Origin of the sequence: Micromonospora sp. NRRL B-16802 (assembly GCF_001279555.1) — a bacterium.
GTDB lineage: Bacteria > Actinomycetota > Actinomycetes > Mycobacteriales > Micromonosporaceae > Micromonospora > Micromonospora profundi.
Map to the genome: position 1 here is coordinate 1 of NZ_LGEB01000073.1, position 20071 is coordinate 20071.

The following is a 20071-nucleotide window of genomic DNA, read 5'->3' on the forward strand; positions in this document are numbered from 1 at the left end:
CACCACCTCCCAGACCAGAAACGATGGGAGACAGCCTGCCCGACACATCCTCAGAACCAACGGATTACACGATCAACGTTCAAAGACGAGGCACTAGCTGACTTCGACGGCGTTCCGTTTGGTGACCTTGGGCCTGATGTGCCGGCTCTCGGCTGGATCCACATTGCGAAGTTCCCTGAGCGGCTACTCACCCAGTTATGCGATATGGGCTTGGCGCAAAAGGGACGTACAATGCTGCCCGAAACACCCCATCGTCCGGCGGTGATGGCCGAGTGGATCGGGTTGCATCCGACGCTCGCCGGCGCCTACATGACCGTGGTGGCGCGTCGCGTCGGCCAGGATGCTGGCTACAACCCGCTGACCGACCAAGCGGATCTGAGGCGGGCAACGGTGAACGGCAATGTTGCGGCCGCGCTGCGGCTCCTTGGCGTCGGCGGTGCCACAGAGGACGCCAAGGAGGCTCCGCGCCTGGAAGGCAATGGCGTCCACACCTATGTCTCGCTCGCGCTCAACTACGTGCGGCCGGGCAACCTCGACGATGTCTCACCAGAGGCCATCCTTCGGTGCCGCACCGACCTCGAGGAGGAATTGCAAGCTTTTCGCGAGTACGTTGCTGGCCAACAGCAGGAACTATCGACGCTCGCCGGGATCGCTTACGACCGACAGAGGTTGGAAGCCTTCGCAGAACACGTCACGCAGACCATTGAGGTTCCACTCAAGAAGCTCGAGCGAGGTCTGGCGCTGCATCGGATGGAGCCAACGAGGTCGCTGCTGCTTGCGGGCTCGTTTACGCCTCCGGCGACCGTGGCAGCGCTCACGGACAACGTGCCTGTCGCCGCTACGACCGTAGGCGTGGCGGTAACGGTAGGCAGCGCGTGGTGGAGCGTCTCGGCCGCGCGCAGGTCTGCGAAACAAGCCTCACCGGTCGGGTATCTGCTCGACGTCCGGGACCGGCTGACTCCGCAGACCGTCGCCTCGCGCGCCCGTGCGCTGTACCGCGGCTATCGCAAGAACAGCTAACGGCACCTGGCCAGTCGGGCCCTGCAGGAATGAGCTGGCAGAGGTTCCATTGTCACTCCCAGCTCGCGGTTACGAGACATGCACGACGTCATCGGAACTCTCGGGGTTAAGGCTTGTGCGCAGCGACATCATTCCAGCCCAACCAGAGGGCAAGCCATCTCAGATGTCACCTCGCCTACCCGATGCGCCGGCCCCTTCGCCGGTGCACGGCGATGATCGCCGCTTCGCGTAAGGTCCTCACATGCAACCGAGAGCGTTCGAGCAGCACATTGCGGTGTTCGGGGAGAGCGGCAGCGGAAAGACGGTCCTCCTCTCGTCGTTCTACGGTGGCACTCAGGAGCCGCAGTATCTGAAGAGAAGCCTCTTTCATCTCCTGGCGGAGGACATCGGTCAGGGCAACCGGCTGCACAGGAACTACCTCGGCATGAAGGACGAGGCGACGCTGCCGCTCACCACCCGCTTTGCCGCCACGTCGTACGCCTTCAAGGTGCAGATGAAGGACGGATCGGATCCGGCGGCGGCGAAGTCCCGGCCGTTCGACGTGCTGCGGGTGGTCTGGCACGACTATCCGGGCGAGTGGTTCGAGCAGTCCGTGCAGAGCCGAGAGGAGGCCCAGCGCCGCGCTGACACCTTCCGGTCCTTGCTGAGCTCGGACGTCGCCCTGCTGCTAGTGGATGGCCAAAAGCTGCTCGACAACGCTGGCGAAGAGGACCGGTACCTCAAGTCTCTCTTCAGCAATCTCCGCAACGGCGTGCTGTCACTACGGGACGAGCTGCTGGAGGACGGCAAGCCGCTCGCCCAGTTCCCCCGGATATGGGTGATGGCGCTGTCGAAGGCCGACCTCCTGCCGGACATGGACGCATACAGGTTCCGTGATCTGCTCGTCGCCAAGGCATGCGAGGACCTCGAGCAGTTGCGCGAGGCGATCGCCGGGCTAGTAGATGGCCGCGAGGCGCTGTCGGTGGGCGAGGATTTCGTGCTGCTCTCGTCGGCGAAGTTCGAGCCGGGCAAGATCACGGTGACCGAGCGCGTCGGGTTGGATCTGATCCTGCCGCTGGCCGCCGTCCTGCCGTTCGAGCGGCATCACCGGTGGCACGAGTTGGCACAGCTCCCAGCACGCTTGTTCGAGGGCCTTCTCGGCCGTGCCGACGACCTGGCATTCGCGCTGCTGGCCAGGACCCGACTGCCCGGCCCGCTGGGCCTGCTGATGAACCTCGTCGGTCCCGACCTCTTGAGCAACGCGGCGAAACTCGCCGGGGACAAGCTTCGGGCGGTCAATGCCGAGGCGCTGTCCAAGAAGGAGTTCCTCTCGGCCACACTGACCGGCTTCCGGATAGACCTGGAGAAGGGCGAAGAAAACCAGGTCCTGCTCCGGAGCGTGCGATGAGCCTCATCTGGGCCACCCGCGGCCGCGAGTGGGGTTTCCGTTTCCTGCTCAACGGCGGGTTCCCGGACCCCCTTCCGGAGTACGAAGCCGCTTTTGTGGGCGTCGGCGATGCGCCGGAGATCTACCACCCTGTCGGCGACAGGGTGGCGTTACGCATCACGGATCCGCTGGGCCGTAAGGACCAGTCGGGCCGACTGATCCCGCACGAGTTCGTCATCTGCGGCCCGCAGGCCGCAGAGATCCGTTCGGTGACCGATGGCCTTGCGCTGGTGTGGCCGCAGGTGGCTGGGGAGTATGAGCGAGTCTGGGAGATGCCCCGGCCGCCTGTCTGAAGCCGATCGTGGACATCCCGGTGGCGCTGGAGCTAAGCAACACAAGCTTCCACCGAATCCCGTGACGCTCGAGGTCGCCCTGCTCCCGCAACAGCACGGCCAGCATCGGCCGCACCAGGCCCGCGCGGGACGGCATCGATGAACGGCGCTGGGTGGAGTTCGCCGTCGCGCTGTGCTGCCCGGTCACCCGGATGGATCCGCCTACCTTGGCCTCCTCGAGACCGACGAGTTGCCCGCACCATCCGACGGTTCCACCAGGCCCCTTAACGACGACCTGATCCGTCAGCCACGGCTCGCGGTACGCCGGTGACGAGCGATGAGACCGGTCGCCTCCTCGGTCTCGACGTCGCCGAGGAAGCGGGTCCCGGCCTTCAGCGCTTCCAGTGACGCCCGCACCTCGGTCATTGGCAGGTCGCCCGCGGCGACACCGGCGAGCAGCCGATCCATCGGTTGCCACAGCTCGTCGACCCCGTCCGGGATGAGTGGGCCGAACGTCTCCTCGGCGGCCGCCCGGACGACGTCCCAACGGTCGGCCGCCGGCGGGTGAGTCCGGCTGCCCGTCACAAAGGTGGCGTGCTCGAAGAGTTCGATGCAGGAGAACAAGAGACGAGCACCGAGCAGACGTCCGTACGCCTGGGCCCTCTCGATGTAAGGTTCGGCGGCGTACGTGCCGGACAGGATCCGGAAGGCCAGGACGTCCGCCGTGGCCTCGTCGTATTGCCGCCGATCATCGTCGTGCGCGCCGGCGTGGCCCAGCAGGATGTGAGACAACTCGTGGGCCAGCACGAAAACGTTGGCGGCCTGGGTCAGCTCGCCGATCTTCCGGCCGTGATCGGGCGTGGGCGGCCGCGGCTTGGACGAGGCGTTGCCGTGCAGCAGGCGGTACTCGGCAAGCAGGAGCTCGAGGACCACCGCCGACTCCCGCTCGGCCCGCCCAGGCGGTACCTCCGGGTCCGGGTCGCGCACCTCGACGAACGCCTGAACGACCTCGAAGACGGTGAGGAACAGCCCGGTGTCGATCTGCACGAGATAACTGTCGTCGGGGAACGGGCGGGTGCCGGCCGCGAATCCGTCCAGGGCCAGCTCGACGATCAGCACCCGGTCGCGCAGCTCGGCCATCCGGCGGACGAGCGGCTCGTTCCCACCGACCAGCTCGGTCAGCCTCGGCCAGAACCGCCGCAGCGGAGCCGCCAAGCCGAACTCCGCGTACCCCGCCAGGTCGCCGGCCAAATCCGCCTCGCCCGGCCGGAAGATCCGGCCCTCAGCGATGTTGGCCAACGCGTAGTCGATGCCGGCGCGGATCGCGCCGTCGTCCGGGGCAGAGCTGACGATGTCACGCCAGTGGCGAAACGCCTCGGACTCCTCGTCCATCACAGACTCGCCGCTAGGTCGTGGGCGACAGCGCCGAAATCTCGGGCGCCAGCGGTGCGCGCCGCGGGCGATGTCACCCTCTGCGCGAGCCTCGCGGCCAGCTCCGTGGGTGAGTGATCCTCGGCGCGCAGGTAGCCGATGGCCGGATCGAGGATCTCCGGCGCCACCCGCACGTCACCGACCAGCACCGGCAGGATGTAGTCATCCGTAGCGCAATCGGCGATCCCTCCACCCTGTCACCGGCGCGACGGGACGGCACCTGCTCAAGCGATCGTGACGCTGCGCGGCACCCGACCGGCGGCTAGATGAGCGTATCCGTGGCCTCATGGCGAGGTGCCGAGTCCGGTCGAGATTGCTGACTATGACCCTGACTGGGCCGTCGCTTTCGTTAATCTGGGAGCCGTGCTCCGTGGTGCTCTCAGTGATGCCGCGGTTCGCATCGACCATATCGGCTCGACCGCGGTACCGGGCTTGGCCGCCAAGCCCGTCATCGACATCCAGGTGTCCGTGCCATCACTCGAACTAATCGATACGTTCCGAGAGCCGCTGGATCAGCTCGGCTATATCTATCGAGCCGACAACCCCGAGCGGACGAAGCGCTACTTCCGCGAACCGCCGGGCCAGCGGCGGACACATATTCACGTGCGCCGGCTCGGCAGCTTCTCCGAGCAGTTCCCGCTGCTCTTCCGCGACTATCTGAGGTCGCATCCACCGCAGGCCACCGAGTACGCCGTTGTGAAGCGCCGATGTGCGGCATCGTTCCGCCACGACCGGCAGGGCTACGTCGAAGCCAAGGACTCGTTCGTCTGGGACGTCATCCGACGCGCGGACGCCTGGCCCCAGCGCACCGGCTGGACACCCGGACCGAGCGACGCCTGACGGCGCGACACCGTCTGAACAGCAATCCCGGGTGCACGCTCATCGGGATGACAGCGCACGGCGCCAGGCGCTACCAACGCACGACAGCGGCAGATGAGGACAGTGCAGGGCGAGCGTTCCACCAGCTAGAGGGCGGAGATGGAGGTGGGAGCTCGTTCTTGCCGAGCTAGCGCGCGTATCACGTTCAGGGAACCGTTTCGCCAGGCCGCGAGGCTGCTCAGCAGCTGGATTGTTGCTTCAGTTGCTGTCTGCGGCATCGGTGGCGTCGGCAGGCCGAGGCTGACTGCGAGGTCGTCGGTGTGCACGACCAGCTCCATGACCCGGGTGAGCAGGAAGTCGTCGACCTTGAGGCCCCAGTCGCCGAGGTCCACGATGCGGTCGGGTGGTTGCGCTGTCACCGTGGCACGCAGGTTGGTCAATGCCGCATCGACCGCGTCCGTCAGCTCGCTGGGGGTCGTCGCTGCCGCTGTTTGCTCGCTGCGGCGCCGGATGTCGATGTTGTCGGCACTATCTACGCCTGACGTCACCCAGGCGTTGCCGGTGAAGTGCTCCAGCACCGAGATCGCCGATTCTCCTGGCGGCGCGGCGAGGAACGTCACGGTCTGAGTGACCTGGTTGGCCAGATGGCGGGCGAGGCCACGGGTGGAGAAGTCCGGCAGTGCGCTGGGCGAGGACCATCGCTCGGCCAGTATCGGGTTGCGCAATAGGGCCAGGGCAGTCTCGGCGGCGTCCAGGAACGCGGGTCGGATCATCGAGTGCACGTTATGCGCGCACAGGAACCCGTGTCCTCCCCGCACGCGCCGGCGAGGAGCGGCCCCCGTTGCGAGGGCGTGATCATCGACGTGAGCGCGCATCGCGTCGGGTCGTGCAGGCGCGTCCGGCTGAGAGGGCTCGTGCGCAATGACGGGTCCCGAACGCCTGGCTCAGGACCGTCAAGGTGGGCTGATCTTCATCTGAGCGGGATGGCGCAGAAAGGCGTATCCCACGTCGGGCATCGGTCTGTGGCGATCAACGACACGAACCCCTTGCCCGGGGTAGGCGAGTCGCGACGGGCAGGCACACGCTGTTTTTTGGTGACGACACGTCCCCGATGGTGGGGGAGCGGGGCGCGGTGGGACCCAGCCTTGTCATGTCGGCCGGCCCCCGTTTACCCCCCGAAAACCCCCGTCTGCCGTTAACAATCAGTGACAACAAGCGACCAGTGTTTGATCGCATCTGTGCAGCTCAACGCCGAATTCTGACAATCAATGACAAGCTCGATTTGATTACGGATGGTAACAAGGGGTTTTGACAAGCAATGACAAGCCCTGAACGAGGCTTGACATGGGGTGCTCGTGGGTTCAATTCGCCTCGGTCCGCCGAGTTGTTCGGTCAGAGGCCAGCGAGGGTGAGGAATCGATCCATTTCGGCCACGGGCAGCGTCGGTGCTGTGGCGGCCGCCCGCGCTACCTGCTCGTTCGGGTCTGCGAGGAGGGCGCGACGTGCATGGGCCGGTAGGTTCGGGTGTCCGGCGATTGCGTGGCGGACCGCGCTGTCGGGGTCGGTGGCCAGACGTTCGGTCAGCTCGACGGGCAGGTCCAGATCTCGGGGTGCCAGGCATCGCATCCGTGGATCCGGGTCTGTGGCCAGCCGGCGCAGGGTCTGCGGCGGGAAGGTGAACTCGTCGGCTGGTCGCCAGTTCGTTTTCTTGTCGGGCTGGAACTCACGGTCGATGCGTTCGGCTGTGGCGGGATCGACCAGGTGTGGGGCGTGCGTGGCCATGGTCGTGCGGACGCCACTGTCGTCGTCGTTGAGCAGCCGGATGATCGCGTCGGGCGGCAGCGTCCGGTTCCGTGCGGCGGAGCGACGGAAGCAGATGTACGGCGAGGACAGGTACGGCAGCGGGTTGGCGGTGACCCAGTCGAGTCGCAGGTGTCGCAGTTCGGAGACGGCCATGTGGTCTTCGAACTGCTGTAGCAGCGCGTTGTCGTCGAGTTCGTCGTCGAGCATGTCGGTCAATGGGTGCTCGCCCTGCTGGATGTCCTCGTGGATGCGGTGGCGTACCGGCTCGGGTGTGTCCGGGCGGCCGAAGACACCGACGCGTACGTGCGCGCTGGGATCGTCGGCGAGTAGGTCCCGCACCGTTGGGGGGAGCTGCGGGTGTTCAGCGACCTGGCGGCGAACCTGGTAGTCGCGGTCACCGGCCAGCCGTGCGGCCAGATCCGGGGTCAGGAGCGCGTGGCGTACGGCTGCGGCGCGGGTAACCGGGTCGCCGAGCAGTCCCGCCAGGAGGTCGGGGGGCGGCGTCGGATGCGGTGACCGCGCGTAGTAGGTCGAGCAGGCGGCGGCGCGAACCTGGTCGACGGGGTCGGTGAGGAGGACTCGCCGGACTGCCTCGGGTGCCTGCGTTGACCACCGTGCGAGCGTGGCCCGGACCTGCGGGTCAGGATCGTCGGCGAGCCGGGCCAGCAGATCGGCCGGTACGTCGTCGCGTCCGGCGAGGTACTCCCGCACCTGTGTGTCTGGGTCGTCGATGAGCCGCTCGTATAGCTCACGGGGCGCGTCACGGGCACCCACAACCACGGCAGCCCGGACGGCGGGATCGGCGTGAGCGGCCAATCGCATCCGGATGGCGTTCGGCAACCGGGGGTTGAGTGCGAGCGAGTGCAGCAGCCAGTGATGATCCGAGGCGAGGATCTCCTCGATCAGGTCCAGGCTCAGGTCAGGACGCGTGGCGACGTGACCGAAGCCGCGCCGGTAGCGCACCAACCGACGGACCATACCGGCCGGTAACGCCGGGTTCTCGGCAAGGCCGTCGAGCACCACCCGGGCTCGGGTCGGCACCGCGGTCAGCCTGCTGCGGCTCCGGGACCCGTCGTTGACAGCCGAGGACTTTGTGACCGCCGCCGCGTTCTGCGGCCCCCGGCTCGACGTCGGCATCGGGCGCGGGGCGAGCGCGGAGTTCCTCAGTCGGCTAGCCAAGGACGACCAGCAGCTTGACCGCGCGGTCGAGGACCTGCTCAGCACGCTAGCGACGGGCAGCGAGGTCACCGGGCCGCTGACCGAGCCGTACGAACTGTGGATGCATGGCGCGGGCGGAGGTTCGGCCGGTACGGCTGCCGACGCCGGGGCCAACTACTGCCACGGCCTGTTCCTCAACCCCGATCTCGATACCTGCATGCGCGCGCTGGAGAAGTACCGGGCCAGAGGTTCCTCCGGAAGCACGGCGGTCGCCGTCGCGGTGGCCGCGAATGCTGATCCCCGGCGAGCCCTCGTCGACGCGGACCGGCAGCCGTATGCGGTGACCACCGGCACGGCGGCGGACTGCGCCGAGACCATCGCCAACGTTCTGCGGCTGACCGGCGCGGACGAAGTGATCCTGATCGAGACGTCGAGCCGGCGGGACGACCACCTGCGGGCGCTTCGTGAGATCTACGACCTGGTTTCCGCCAGGCCCGAAACCACGGAACGGAGCCCGCGACGATGACCACCGATTTCGCCATGGCGCGGATCCCCCTGCTCAGCGTCGAGGAGGCCGCTGACCTGCTCGCCCGTGACGACACTGGCGGTGACCTGGTCCGGTCCGTCGTCGACCTGGCGTGGAGTTCGCCGGAGGGCATACCGGGCGAGCAACCGCCCCGGCCGCACGAGACCACGATGCGCTACATCGCCAGGATGGGCGGCCGCGCCACCCCGTTCGGGCTGCTCGCCGGCACGCGGCACGTCAAGGTCGGCGCGGACCGGCGCATAGAGCTCGGCCCGCGGGAGCGGCACCGGGCGGGGATCCGGGTGGATTTCGAGCTGCTCGAACGCCTGGTCGCCGAGGCGATCGCCGTGGCGGACCCCGACCGTCGGCCGTTACGCCGCAACCGCACCCTGCGGCGGCAGGCCGGTGGCTTGCGCTACATGAAGGCAGGGGACGCGACCGCCGACATGGTGAGCGTGCGGGGCACCGCGGCCATCGACACCGTGCTCGACATCGTCGGCGAGAAGACTCTGCTGGCCGGCGAACTGCTGGATGCACTCGAGGGTCGTTTCCCCGGGACGTCGCGCGCCGCGCTGCGATCCTTCGTCGATCGTGCGGTGCAGAGCGAACTGCTCACCACTGCCATCGATCTTGTGCGCCCGGGTGACGAACCATTCGACCTCGCCCTGTCGACCCTGGATCGGATCGGTGACCAGCTCCGCGCCGGTGCCCTGGCAGGGCTCGGTGCTGAGGTGCGCACCCTGCGCCGGATCGAGCCCGCACTCGGAGGCCGTCTGGAGGCCGCCTTCCGGCGCTTCGTCGAGGAGGTCCCGTCGCTGGCGGACGTGCCACCGAACCGGCGTTTCCATCTCGACCTGGAGATGGACCTCGCGGCCGCGACGCTCGATCGGCGCACGGTGCAGGACCTGACCGACGTGGTCCGGCGGGTCGAGAAGCTATTCGGCAGGCAGGTGCTGCTGACCGAGTTCCGCAAGGCGTTCCGGCGCCGCTACGAGGACGCCGAGGTGCCACTGCTCGAAGCGCTGGACCTCGAGAACGGCGTGCTGCAGCCCGGCGACCGCAACGTCTCGCCGCTGGCGCAGCAGGCCGAAGTGACGATGCAGCATTCCCGTCCTCTGGTCGAGGTGCCCCGGGAACTGCTCCGGTTGTTCGGCGAGTGGGCCCAGCACGGCGGCGAGATCGACATCTCCCAGCTGCCGGGTGTGCCTCGGACGACCAGCCGCGGGCTGCTCGCGTCCTTGCTCGACAACCACGAGGGCCGCTTCGACAGCATGCTCACGGCCGGCTACCAGCGGACGTCGCTGGCGCTGATCGCCCGGTTCGTGGTCGGGCGCGAGGAGACGACCGAGGCGGTGCGCGCCTGGTCCGAGGCGACTGCCGAGGATGCCGACGATCCAGATGCGCCACTGCATGCCGAGCTGGTCTACTCGCCGGGCGGTCGGGTGAGCAACGCCCTGGTGCGGCCGCGGGTCTTCCGGCACGACGTCGCCCTCGGCGGCGGCGGCGACGGATCACTTTCGCTGGACCGGCTGCGGCTTCGCCTGGATGGCGAAACGCTGCGGCTGCGCGACAGCGTCACCGGGCGGGACGTCATCCTTGAGATGAACGCCGCCCACAACGTGACCGCGCCGGGCCTCGATCCGATCTACAGTTTCCTCGGCATGATGGTGTCACCGGGCGCCGTGGGCTGGTCCTGGGGCGCGCTGAGCCCTCAGCCGCACCTACCCCGGGTCGTCTGCGGCCGGGTGATCGTCGCACCGGAGATCTGGGCGCTGACCGGTGCGGCCGTCAAGGAGGTGCTGGTCTCGGACGACCCGTCCGCGGAGCTGCGCCGCCGGTTGCCCGGTCTGGGGAAGCGGCGCTTCGTCGGTGTCGGGGAGGACGACCGCCTGCTGCCCGTCGACGTCGACTCGGCCCGATCGATCGCGCTGGCGCTGACCCGGCCGGCAAAGAACGAACGCGTGGAGCTGACCGAGCTGCCGCACATCGAGAGCCCGACGGCCGTCGGACCGACCGGGCGGCACGTGTGCGAGGTGACCATCCCGCTGCGCCGGGAGGAGAAGCTGCCGCGACGCCGGCTGCCGGTGGCACCTTTCGACCCGCGGGCCGGGCTCGCCTGGGTGTACTTCAAGCTCTACTGCGGATCGTCGGCTGCCGACGCGGTGCTCGCCCGGATCGCCAGGCACGTCGAGCGGCTCGGCGAGGCCGGCCTGATCGACGACTGGTTCTTCCTGCGCTACCTCGACGAAGGCTTTCACCTGCGGGTCCGGATGCGCCCGGCCGGGCCGGAGCACCGGCCGGGCGTGTTGACCGCGATGGACGCCTTCGCCACCGCGCTACGCGCCGAAGGACTGATCACCCGAGCCGTGATGGACGAGTACATCCCCGAGGTGGCCCGCTACGGCGGACACTCCTCGCTGCGCAAGGCCGAGGCGCTGTTCACCGCCGACAGCGCAGCGGTGGCCCGGCTGGTGGCTTCGGGTACGCCCGAACAGCTCCGCCTCTACCAGAGCGTCGCCGACATCCTCGCCTGGACCGGCAGGCTTACCAGCACCCTCGATCAGCAGCACGACTTCCTGTGCCGCTGCCGCGACGGTCTCGGCCTGGAATACGGCGGCACCCGCAACGTGCGCGGCAGATTCTTCCGGAGACATCGGGCCGACCTGGATGCCTACCTCGCCTCGGCCACCGTAGACGGGGTGACGTTACTGCGGCTGACCGACCTGATCGCCACCAGTGGCGGGTCGCTGCCGATGCCCATTGCCGCCTCCGTGCTGCACATGCACTGCAACCGCTTGTTCATGGTGGATGGCCGGCGCCTCGAATTCCTCGCCTACGACCTCGCCGACCGCAAGGTGCTGGAACGCCGGGCCCGATCCGTTGACACGGCGGGAACGCAGCAGTGACCACGACCCCGGTGACTGCGACGGGCAGCGCCCAGACCTACCGCAACTTCATGCGCGGCTTCCCGACCGGGGTCGCCGTCGTGACCGCGCTGGACGGCCGAAGACAGCCGGTCGGCTTCACGTGTTCGTCGCTGAGCGGGCTGTCGCTCGAGCCGCCGATGCTCCTCGTCTGCATCAGCAATGTGAGCACCACTCTCGCGCAGATCCGCGTGGGTGGAATCTTTGCCGTAAATCTGCTGAGTCAACGGGGCCGGTCCGCCGCTGATCAGTTCTCCGCACCCGGCCATGATCGATTTGCCGGCACCGCCTGGCGCCCGACCGCCACATTGGCGCTGCCGTGGCTGGTGGAGGCCGCGCACGCGGTTAGTGAATGCCGCGTCGTTCGGATGGTCGAAGCGGGCGATCACACCATTGTGGTCGGCTCCGTCGAGGCGGTCACGACCGTTGATGACGACCCGACACCGCTTTTGCACTGTTTCGGACGGTATAAGGTGTGGCCTAAATCGGCGTAGCCTTGGAGGAAGATCAGTGCAGACCGTCGTCCCTTCCGCCCTTGTCGGCACGGACATGTGCAAGCGCTTTGGATCAGGCGAATCCACAGTCCACGCATTACGGGAGGTGAATGTCGATTTCCCCTCGGGCGTCTTCACCGCGGTGATGGGACCGTCCGGCTCCGGGAAGTCCACCCTGCTGCATTGTCTCGCCGGGCTCGACAGCCTGACCTCCGGCTCGGTCCGGATCGCGGATATCGACATCACCGGTCTCGGTGACACCGAGTTGACCAAGCTGCGCCGCGACAAGGTGGGCTTCATCTTCCAGTCGTTCAACCTGCTACCGGCCCTGACCGCGCGGCAGAACATCCTGCTGCCGCTCGGCCTGGCAGGGCGCAAGGCGGACCAGGAGTGGTTCGACCGGGTGGTCGGCGTGTTGGGGCTCGCCGACCGGCTCGGGCACCGGCCGGCCCAGCTTTCCGGCGGCCAGCAGGTCCGGGTGGCCACCGCGCGGGCCTTGGTGACCCGGCCGGCGGTCGTCTTCGCCGACGAGCCCACCGGCAGCCTCGACACCAGGTCGGGGGCCGAGGTCCTGGGCTTCCTGCGGACGTCGGTCCGTGAGCTCGGGCAAACCGTCATCATGGTCACCCACGATCCGGTCGCGGCCAGCTACGCCGACCGGGTGTTTTTCCTGGTCGACGGCGCCGTCGTCGTCGAGCTGACGCAGCCCACCGCCGAGCTGATGTCGGACACCCTGAAGAAGCTGGAGCAGCGCTGATGTTCGGGCTTGCATGGGCCAATGTCACCTACCGGGTGTCGCGGCTGCTGCTGCCCGGCCTCGCCGTGGCGCTCGGCGTCGGCTTCGTGTCCGGCACCCTGATGGTCACCGACACCATGCGGCAGGTGTTGCTCGACCAGCTCAGCAGCACTCCGGCCAGGCTGAGCGTTGTGGTCGAGCGCAAGACGGACGACCTGGCCGGCAGCGCCAAGACGGTGCCGGCGGCGTTGCTCGAGCAGGTCGGCAGGATCGACGGGGTCGCGGCGGCGCGCGGGCAACTCTGGGGACCCGTCGCCGCGAACGGCCCGGACGGGCGGCGCCTGGCCGCTTCCCCGAATCGCTCCATAGTCATCGGCATCGCCGACGAGCCTCGGCTGCGGGACGTCACCTTCGTCTCGGGACAGGCGCCGAGCGGCCCCACCGACATCGCGCTCGACTCCGACACCGCCGTCGCACAGCGGATCGACGTGGGCCAGCAGCTCAAGGTCGGCGGATCCGGCGGGGGCGAGGAACGCACGTACACGGTCACCGGGCTCATCGACGTGAGCGACCGCCGCGCCGAGTTTGGCGACTCCGCGGTGGTGGGTCTGCTGGACAGCGCAGCCGCCGCCGTGCTCAGAGCGACCGCGTACGGACGCATCGAAGCCCTCGCCGTCGCGGGATTGAGTCAGGAGCAACTGCGCAACCGTGTGGCCCAGCAGGTCGGCGACCAGTATTCGGTGCGTACCGGCGAGGCCGTGCGCGCGCAGGAGGCCAGCGACGCCGCGCGGGATCTTGACTCCTTCACCAACGCGCTGATGTTGTTTGCCGGGGTCTCGCTGCTCATCGCCGGCATCGTCGCCTACAACACCTTCTCCGTCGTCGTGGCCCAGCGTCTGCGGGAGACGGCTCTGCTGCGCTGCGTCGGAGCGACCCGGCGGCAGGTCTTCGCCGGCAACCTGACCGAGTCCTCGGTGCTCGGACTGCTCGCCTCCGTGGTCGGCCTGATCTTCGGCTTCGGCGCGGCGCTGCTGATGCTGCGGTTCTTCGGCGGTAACGACGGCATCGACACCGGCGGCGCGCCGATCCAGTTCGAGCCGCGCACCGCGGTGGTCGCCCTGCTGGTCGGCCCGCTGGTCGCGACGCTGGCGGCCCTGGTCCCAACGGTACGAGCGGCCAGGGCTCGCCCGATCTCCGCGTTGCGGGACGCCGCGACCGGGCCGGTCCGGGGCGCCGGGCGGCGGCGCCTGGTCGCCAGCGTGTTCGCCACGCTCGCCCTCGTGCTGCTCGCCGGTGGGGTCGTCGCGGCCCGCGTCGCCGACGAGCCGGGGCGACCGCCGCTCTATGCCGTCCTGGCCGGCGCGCTGTTGCTCACCGCGGCGGTGCTGATCGCCGCACCGCTGGCGATTCCCCGGCTGGGTGTGCTCGCCACCCGGATCCTGGGCCCGCTCGCCGGTCACCCCGGCCGGCTGGCGGCGGAGAACGCCCGGCGCAACCCGGAGCGGACGGCGACCACGGCGGCAGCGCTCTGCATCGGCCTGACCCTCGTCACAGTGGTCAGCACGATCGCCGCGGCCGCCACCACCTCCGTCGAAAGCAGCTTCGCGCGCAACTTTCCGTTCGCCTACACCTTGCGGTTGGACGGCGCGAATACGGGCGCTGCCCAGGTCATGACCGATCTGCAGGGCCGCTCCGAGGTCGGCGCCGTCGTCGGCGTGCGTGGCCCGAGCGCCGCCACCGAGGTGACCGTCAAGGGTCGGGAGCTGCGGATGAAAGGCGTCGACGACACCATTGGGCTCGCCGCGCCCGACGCGGTGGCGAAAGGCACGCTGCGCGGCTTCGGCGTCGGCAAGGTGGCGCTCGACGAGGCCCTCGCCGATCAGCTCAAGGTGACGGTGGGGGACCGGCTTGACGCCAAGGCAGCCGGCGGGCAGGCAGACCTGCAGCTGACTGTGGTGGCGTTGTTGGACAACATGTCCCCGCTGGGCCCATTCGCCGTGGCGGCCGGGGATCTTGCCCGCGTCGCGCCGCAGGTGCCGGTCTCAGCGGTACAGCTGACCAGGGCAAAGGGCGTCACCGACGCCGCTCTGCAACAGGCGGTTACCGACGCGGTCGCCGGTCACCCCGAGGTGACACCGGTCAGTAGCGCCCAGAGCGTCAAGCAGTGGAGCGACGCGGTGGGGACGCTGCGCAGCCTGCTCATGTCCCTGCTCGGCTTGTCGGTGCTGATCTCCTTCTTCAGCGTGGCCAACGCCCTGTCGCTGTCGATCGTAGAACGCACCCGGGAGTCCGCGCTGCTGCGGGCGCTCGGTCTGACCCGACGGCAGCTCAGCCGTACGCTGATGGCGGAGGGGGTCTTCGTCGTCGCTCTGGGTGCCGCCGCGGGCATTACGCTCGGTGTCGGCTTCGGCTGGGCGGTGGCTGCGGCGATGGGCTGGAGCGCCGCGGCGGTCTTCTCCTTCCCGGGTCTGCAGATCGCGATGTTCGCCGTGCTGGCCATCGTCGTGGGCCTGGGCGCCACGCTGGTCCCGGCCCGCCGCGCGGCCCGCCTGCCGATCGTTCGGTCGCTCGCTCGGGAGTAGCCGCTGAGCCCCGCCCGCGTCGGGTGCGTCCCGCCGGCGGGACGCACCCGACGCGGGCGGGGCTCAGGTTTTTTGTGGTTAATACATGCCTCTATAAGCCCGGCAGAATTTCCTTGCCGGCGCCGCGAGCGGCGTGGCAGGATCTTTTTAAGAGAGATATGTCCACGCCGATCGTCGCGTGACCTCCGCCGCTAATCAGAAAGCGATGACAGGAGTGGGTTTGTGCTGCGCATCGCATTGGTGAACGTTCCATTCGCGAGCTGGGATCGGCCGTCGTTTGCGCTGAGCCAGCTGGCCGGCCTGCTCCAGCGGGAATTCGGCGAACACGTGGTCGTCGACGTGCATTATCTGAATCAGGACGTCGCGACAGAGCTGGGTGCCCTGACCTACGAGGCGATCTCGCTCACCCATGATCACGTCGACACCGGTCTCGGCGACTGGCTGTTCCGGTCGATCGCCTTTCCTGGCGCCCCGGACAACATTGACGAATATTTCAGTCGCTATTACAAAGGTGGTCGGTGGGCCGAATTCCGCGATCGGATCCGGCGATACCGCGACACGCTGCCGAGCTTCCTTTCCGGTCTGGTGGATCGCTACCGGCTGCCCGACGCGGACATCGTCGGTTTCAGCTCGATGTTCGCCCAGCACGTGTCGAGCATGGCGCTGGCCCAACTGGTCAAGGACCGCAACCCCGGCACGATCACCCTGCTGGGCGGCGCCAACTGCGAGGCGCCGATGGGCGCCGTGATCGCCGAGCGCGTGCCGCAGATCGACTACGTCTTCTCCGGCCCGGCGCTCGAGACCTTTCCCGATTTCGTACGCTGCGTGCTTGAGGACAAGCTCGAAGCCGCCGACGCCCTCCCGGGGATCGTTTCGCGCCGCAACTGCGATCAACCGCAATATCGCAAGGCGGTCGGCCGCAACCGCGACATCGACGAGGTGCTGCGTCCCGAGTACGACGACTTCCTCAGCGCGCTGGACGAGCACCCCGAACTCGCCCGCACCGGCAACGCCACGCCGACGCTCTACTTCGAGACCTCCCGCGGCTGCTGGTGGGGGGAGCGCTCGCACTGCACCTTCTGCGGGCTGAACGGCCAGAGCATGTCCTACCGCTCAATGCGGGCCGATCTCGCGATCGAACAATTCAACTGGCTGTTCGAGTTCGCTCCCCGGTTCACCTCGCTGTCCTGCACCGACAACATCCTCCCGCGCAGCTACGCGAAAGACGTCTTCCCGCAGCTGACGCCGCCGGCCGGTGTCTCCATCTTCTACGAGGTGAAGCTGCCGGTGAGCCGCCGTGACCTGACGTGTCTGGCGCAGGGCGGGGTGACGGTGGTGCAGCCCGGCATCGAGGCGCTGGCCACCAGCACTCTGAAACTGATGGGCAAGGGCACTACCTCGTTCCAGAACCTGCAGTTTCTCAAGACGTGCCTCGATCTCGGCATCGACCCGCAGTGGAACCTGCTGATCGGATTCCCAAACGAGGACCCCGCCACCCTCGAACAGTACGAGAAGGACATCCCGAAGCTGGTGCACCTCCGGCCGCCCTACGACGTCTTCATGGTGCGCTTCGACCGGTTCAGCCCGTACTACGTCAAGCGTGAGGCCCTCGGCCTCGACCTGCACCCGATGGACTACTACCCGCTGATTTATCCGTTCCCGCCTGAGGCGCTCGCCGACCTGGCCTACTTCTTCGCCGACCACAGCCTGGGCACGTACATGCTCAACGCGCTGGAGTGGCACGACCGGCTGCGCGCCCGGGTCGCCGCCTGGCGCGGCGCGTGGCCGGAGGGGGCCGGGTCCCCGGAGTTGCGTCTGCTCGGCTCGGCCCGGGACGGCTGGCGGATCCTGGACTCCCGCTGGGGCCCGGCCAAGGTCGAGAGCATCGACCAGGAGACCTGCCGGCTGTTGCGCCGGCTGGGCTCGCCGGCCCGGCCCGACCAACTCGTCGACGACTTCGGTGGGCAGGCCGCGCTCGACCGGATGGTGACCTGGCTCGACGAGCGTCAGATGCTCTTCGAGGAGAGCGGGCGCCTGCTGAGCCTCGTGCTCACCGAAGGTGAGGACGTGGAGGCCGAGACCGCGGACGAGACCGCCACAGACATCGCCCGGCCATTGCTCCCCGTCCTGAACACGACGGTGGGCGTGTCACGAGGAGGCGCATGATGGCCCAGCAGACGCTGCCCGCCCTGATCGAAGGATCCGGGGATCTCGTCAGCCACGCCCACGGCGACGCGTCCGAGGTCCGGAAGCTGCTCCACAAACACGGTGCTGTCCTCTTCCGTGGATTTGACGTCGGGGGGGCCGAGGGCCTTGAGTCGTTGGTCCGCACGCTCTCCGGGGAACCCCTGACCTACGTGGAGCGGTCGTCACCGCGCAGCGTCATCCATGGCAACATCTACACCTCGACCGACTACCCGCCGCAGGAAGAGATCTTCCTGCACAACGAGAACTCGTATCAGGCGGTATGGCCGCTCACGCTCTACTTCCACTGCGTCGAGCCGCCCCTGTCCCAAGGCGCCACCCCGCTGGCCGACACCCGCCGGATCCTCGCGTCGATCAATCCGGCGGTGCTCGACGAGTTCCGCCGGCGTCGGTGGATGGTGGTCCGAAACTTCGCTGCGGAGATCGGCCTGCCCTGGCAGACCGTCTTCAACAACGGCAACCGTGACGAGGTCCTGGACTACTGCAAGCGCAACGGCATCGAGGCGCAGTGGTTGGGCGATGACCACCTGCGCACAACGGCCGTGCGCGACGCCGTCCACCGACATCCCGTCACCGGCGAGGAGATCTGGTTCAACCACTGTGTGGCGTTCCACGTCAGCACGCTGCCCGAGGAGGCCCGGCTGGCGCTGCTGGAGATGTTCGGTGCCGACAACCTGCCAGCGAACACCTACTACGGCGACGGCGCTCCCATCCCGCAGGACGTCCTGGACCACCTGCGGTCCTGCTACCGCGGCGCGTCGGTGCGTTTCGACTACTGGCGTGACGATGTACTGATGGTCGACAACATGCTGGCTTCGCACGGCCGTGAGCCATACACGGGCCCTCGGCGGATAGCCGTGGCGATGGCGGAGCCGTCCTGCGAGGACGGTGACCCGCGTGAATGGTGAGGCCGAGAGCGCCATCCGGCCGGCCCGGATCACCCGGGACTTCGCAGTCTTCTGGTCGGTGCAGGGCCTGTCCGAGCTCGGCAACGGATTCGCGCTGGTCGCCCTCCCGCTGCTGGTGCTCAAGCTGACCGGCTCGGTCGTCCAGATGGGCCTGCTGACCGCCACGGCGGGTCTCGCCTCGCTGGGCACCGGCCTGATCGCCGGCGCCCTGGTCGACCATCTCGATCGGCGCCGGATGATGATGCTCTGCGAGGCCGCCCGGCTGGTGCTCTACGGGCTCATCCCGGTCGTCTGGCTGGTCAGCCCCCAGCTCTGGCTGCTCTATGTCGTGATGGCCGCGACCGCCGCGTTCAACCTTATCTTCCAGACCGCCTACGTCACGGCGATCCCCGCGCTCGTCGACCGGGAGCAGATCACCACGGCCAACAGTCGGCTGGAGACCACGAACGCGACCGCGTACATCGTCGGCCCGATGCTGGCCGGCGCGGTGACCGGGCTCTTCGGGCCGACCACGGCTATCGCGGTGAACGCGGCCACCTTCGGCGTCTCCTGGTTCGGGCTCGCGCTGATCAGGCTGCAGCCGAAACCGGCCAGCCCAGCCACAGCGATCGGCTGGCGCGACATGCGCGACGGCTTCCTCTCCGGCGCCCGGTTCCTCGCCCGACACCCGGTGCTGCGACCGCTGACCCTGCTGCTGACGATCATCACCTTCATGAGCCTCGGCATGGTCGACGTGCTCATCTATCACGTCAGCCACGACCTCGGCGGCAGCGAACGTCTCGTCGGATACGTGCTCGGCGTGACCGGCATCGGCACGATCGCGGGCGCCGGGCTGAGCGCCTGGCTGCGCCGTCGGGTCGGCTTCGGCTGGTGCTGGCTCGGCTCCTACGCGCTCTGCGGCCTCACGGTCGCCGCGCTCGGCATGTCGACCGGCGTCGTCGCTGCGGCGGCGCTGGCGTTCGGGTACTCGTTCGGCATGGCGCTCGCCGGGGTCTGCTCGGTGTCGCTGCGCCAGCAAGTCACCCCGCCGGAAATCCTCGGCCGCGTCACCTCGGCCTTCTGGACCCTGCACAGTGCCCTGGCCCCGCTCGGCGCCGCCGTTCTCACGCTGGCGGTGAGTCACGTCGGGGTGCGCACCCCGCTGCTCGTGGTCGGCGCGATCTTCCTCGTCCTGGTGGTGGCAGGGCTGCGCACTCCGATCTCCCAGGCCTACCCCGAACGCGTGCCGGTCACCGCCGGATGAGCCGAGCAGATCCCTATTAAGAAGGAGCGATCGATGGACGCGGCAGACGACACCGACAGCCGATCCTACCGGGTGGTGGTCAACGACGAGGAGCAGTTCTCGATCTGGCCGGTCGACCGGGAGGGCCCGGCCGGCTGGACGGGCACGGGCAAGACCGGATCGCGCGCCGAGTGCCTCCGGCACATCGGCGAGGTCTGGACGGACCTGCGCCCGCTGAGCCTCCGCCGACGGATGGAGCAGGACGAGGCCGCAGAGGCGTCCCGATGAGCCCGTACAGCCGGGCCTACCGGCTCGGCGAGCTGCGCGCCTTCGACGGCTGGGCCGAGCCGGCCGGCACCGGGCTTACCGACGACGACGTCGTCTACCTGCGCGACGACCTCACCGTCGTACGCACATCGGTTCTGACCGACCCGCAGCTGATCTGGGACTCGGCGGACCCGCGATGGCAGGACTTCTGCATCACCCGGCTGCGCTTCGACCGGCCGGCGGACCTGCGACCAACGCGCGACTGACAGCTGCGGCAG

18 protein-coding genes are annotated in these 20071 nt (G+C 68.4%); 14 read left to right on the forward strand and 4 right to left on the reverse strand.

Annotation, left to right across the window (positions count from 1 at the left end; all coding sequences use genetic code 11):
* From ADK66_RS20440 to ADK66_RS20450, 3 genes are all read left to right on the forward strand, one after another.
* Positions 1-1020 (forward strand): DUF6236 family protein (locus ADK66_RS20440; protein WP_231640108.1); only part of this gene is annotated, 1020 nt, incomplete at its 5' end.
* A 241-nt stretch (positions 1021-1261) separates the two neighbouring features.
* Complete coding sequence (locus tag ADK66_RS20445; protein WP_053657729.1) at positions 1262-2407, forward strand: hypothetical protein; 1146 nt, start codon at positions 1262-1264, stop codon at positions 2405-2407.
* On the forward strand, positions 2404-2739 hold the full coding sequence (locus ADK66_RS20450; protein WP_053657731.1) for a hypothetical protein: 336 nt from the start codon (positions 2404-2406) through the stop codon (positions 2737-2739). Before ADK66_RS20445 ends, ADK66_RS20450 begins: the two co-directional genes overlap by 4 nt.
* Positions 2740-3021: 282 nt before the next feature.
* Here the strand turns inward: ADK66_RS20450 and ADK66_RS20455 are convergent, their stop codons facing one another.
* Both ADK66_RS20455 and ADK66_RS20460 read right to left on the reverse strand, forming a co-directional pair.
* Entirely contained in the window at positions 3022-4110 is a 1089-nt protein-coding gene (locus ADK66_RS20455) for a phage exclusion protein Lit family protein (RefSeq protein WP_053657733.1), read from the reverse strand.
* Positions 4110-4298, reverse strand: a complete 189-nt coding sequence (locus tag ADK66_RS20460) for a hypothetical protein (RefSeq protein WP_053657735.1) — start codon at positions 4296-4298, stop codon at positions 4110-4112. The genes ADK66_RS20455 and ADK66_RS20460 overlap by 1 nt, the downstream gene beginning before the upstream one ends.
* 145 nt (positions 4299-4443) lie before the next feature.
* Here ADK66_RS20460 and ADK66_RS20465 point away from each other — a divergent pair, with 145 nt between their 5' ends.
* On the forward strand, positions 4444-4989 hold the full coding sequence (locus tag ADK66_RS20465; protein WP_053657737.1) for a GrpB family protein: 546 nt from the start codon (positions 4444-4446) through the stop codon (positions 4987-4989).
* 125 nt (positions 4990-5114) lie between these two features.
* Here ADK66_RS20465 and ADK66_RS20470 read toward each other — a convergent pair whose 3' ends face one another.
* Together ADK66_RS20470 and ADK66_RS20475 are read right to left on the reverse strand one after the other, a co-directional pair.
* On the reverse strand, positions 5115-5741 hold the full coding sequence (locus ADK66_RS20470) for a maleylpyruvate isomerase N-terminal domain-containing protein (protein WP_053657739.1): 627 nt from the start codon (positions 5739-5741) through the stop codon (positions 5115-5117).
* A gap of 619 nt (positions 5742-6360) precedes the next feature.
* On the reverse strand, positions 6361-7812 hold the full coding sequence (locus tag ADK66_RS20475; protein WP_231640109.1) for a hypothetical protein: 1452 nt from the start codon (positions 7810-7812) through the stop codon (positions 6361-6363).
* A gap of 34 nt (positions 7813-7846) precedes the next feature.
* Between ADK66_RS20475 and ADK66_RS20480 the strand changes: the two genes are divergently transcribed.
* The 10 genes from ADK66_RS20480 to ADK66_RS20525 all read left to right on the forward strand — a co-directional run bounded on the left by ADK66_RS20480 (position 7847) and on the right by ADK66_RS20525 (position 20059).
* Positions 7847-8455: a hypothetical protein gene (locus tag ADK66_RS20480; RefSeq protein ID WP_231640110.1), complete on the forward strand. Its 609-nt coding sequence runs from the start codon at positions 7847-7849 to the stop codon at positions 8453-8455.
* Positions 8452-11361, forward strand: coding sequence for a lantibiotic dehydratase (locus ADK66_RS20485; RefSeq protein WP_053657744.1), 2910 nt, complete (start codon positions 8452-8454; stop codon positions 11359-11361). Before ADK66_RS20480 ends, ADK66_RS20485 begins: the two co-directional genes overlap by 4 nt.
* Positions 11358-11873, forward strand: a complete 516-nt coding sequence (locus tag ADK66_RS20490; RefSeq protein ID WP_053657746.1) for a flavin reductase family protein — start codon at positions 11358-11360, stop codon at positions 11871-11873. Before ADK66_RS20485 ends, ADK66_RS20490 begins: the two co-directional genes overlap by 4 nt.
* A 55-nt stretch (positions 11874-11928) precedes the next feature.
* A complete protein-coding gene (locus tag ADK66_RS20495; RefSeq protein ID WP_053657748.1) occupies positions 11929-12630 on the forward strand; it encodes an ABC transporter ATP-binding protein in 702 nt (233 codons plus the stop codon).
* Positions 12630-15191, forward strand: a complete 2562-nt coding sequence (locus tag ADK66_RS20500) for an ABC transporter permease (protein ID WP_053657751.1) — start codon at positions 12630-12632, stop codon at positions 15189-15191. Before ADK66_RS20495 ends, ADK66_RS20500 begins: the two co-directional genes overlap by 1 nt.
* A 222-nt stretch (positions 15192-15413) precedes the next feature.
* Positions 15414-17357, forward strand: coding sequence for a RiPP maturation radical SAM C-methyltransferase (locus ADK66_RS20505; RefSeq protein ID WP_053657753.1), 1944 nt, complete (start codon positions 15414-15416; stop codon positions 17355-17357).
* A complete protein-coding gene (locus ADK66_RS20510; protein ID WP_053657755.1) occupies positions 17357-18304 on the forward strand; it encodes a TauD/TfdA family dioxygenase in 948 nt (315 codons plus the stop codon). Before ADK66_RS20505 ends, ADK66_RS20510 begins: the two co-directional genes overlap by 1 nt.
* On the forward strand, positions 18294-19547 hold the full coding sequence (locus ADK66_RS20515; protein ID WP_231640111.1) for an MFS transporter: 1254 nt from the start codon (positions 18294-18296) through the stop codon (positions 19545-19547). Before ADK66_RS20510 ends, ADK66_RS20515 begins: the two co-directional genes overlap by 11 nt.
* A 33-nt stretch (positions 19548-19580) precedes the next feature.
* Positions 19581-19814 carry an MbtH family NRPS accessory protein gene (locus ADK66_RS20520; RefSeq protein ID WP_053657757.1) on the forward strand — a complete coding sequence of 78 codons (234 nt, stop codon included), beginning with the start codon at positions 19581-19583 and terminating at the stop codon, positions 19812-19814.
* The gene (locus tag ADK66_RS20525) at positions 19811-20059 is read left to right on the forward strand and encodes a hypothetical protein (RefSeq protein ID WP_053657759.1); all 249 of its coding nucleotides are present in this window, start codon (positions 19811-19813) and stop codon (positions 20057-20059) included. Before ADK66_RS20520 ends, ADK66_RS20525 begins: the two co-directional genes overlap by 4 nt.
* Positions 20060-20071: the final 12 nt, after the last annotated feature.

Coding starts and splice junctions, on each gene's coding strand:
- ADK66_RS20450 (WP_053657731.1), top strand. CDS start 2,404: ATGAGCCTCATCTGGGCCACCCGCGGCCGCGAGTGGGGTTTCCGTTTC.
- ADK66_RS20455 (WP_053657733.1), bottom strand. CDS start 4,110: ATGGACGAGGAGTCCGAGGCGTTTCGCCACTGGCGTGACATCGTCAGC.
- ADK66_RS20485 (WP_053657744.1), top strand. CDS start 8,452: ATGACCACCGATTTCGCCATGGCGCGGATCCCCCTGCTCAGCGTCGAG.
- ADK66_RS20500 (WP_053657751.1), top strand. CDS start 12,630: ATGTTCGGGCTTGCATGGGCCAATGTCACCTACCGGGTGTCGCGGCTG.
- ADK66_RS20520 (WP_053657757.1), top strand. CDS start 19,581: ATGGACGCGGCAGACGACACCGACAGCCGATCCTACCGGGTGGTGGTC.
- ADK66_RS20525 (WP_053657759.1), top strand. CDS start 19,811: ATGAGCCCGTACAGCCGGGCCTACCGGCTCGGCGAGCTGCGCGCCTTC.
- ADK66_RS20445 (WP_053657729.1), top strand. CDS start 1,262: ATGCAACCGAGAGCGTTCGAGCAGCACATTGCGGTGTTCGGGGAGAGC.
- ADK66_RS20470 (WP_053657739.1), bottom strand. CDS start 5,741: ATGATCCGACCCGCGTTCCTGGACGCCGCCGAGACTGCCCTGGCCCTA.
- ADK66_RS20495 (WP_053657748.1), top strand. CDS start 11,929: ATGTGCAAGCGCTTTGGATCAGGCGAATCCACAGTCCACGCATTACGG.
- ADK66_RS20510 (WP_053657755.1), top strand. CDS start 17,357: ATGGCCCAGCAGACGCTGCCCGCCCTGATCGAAGGATCCGGGGATCTC.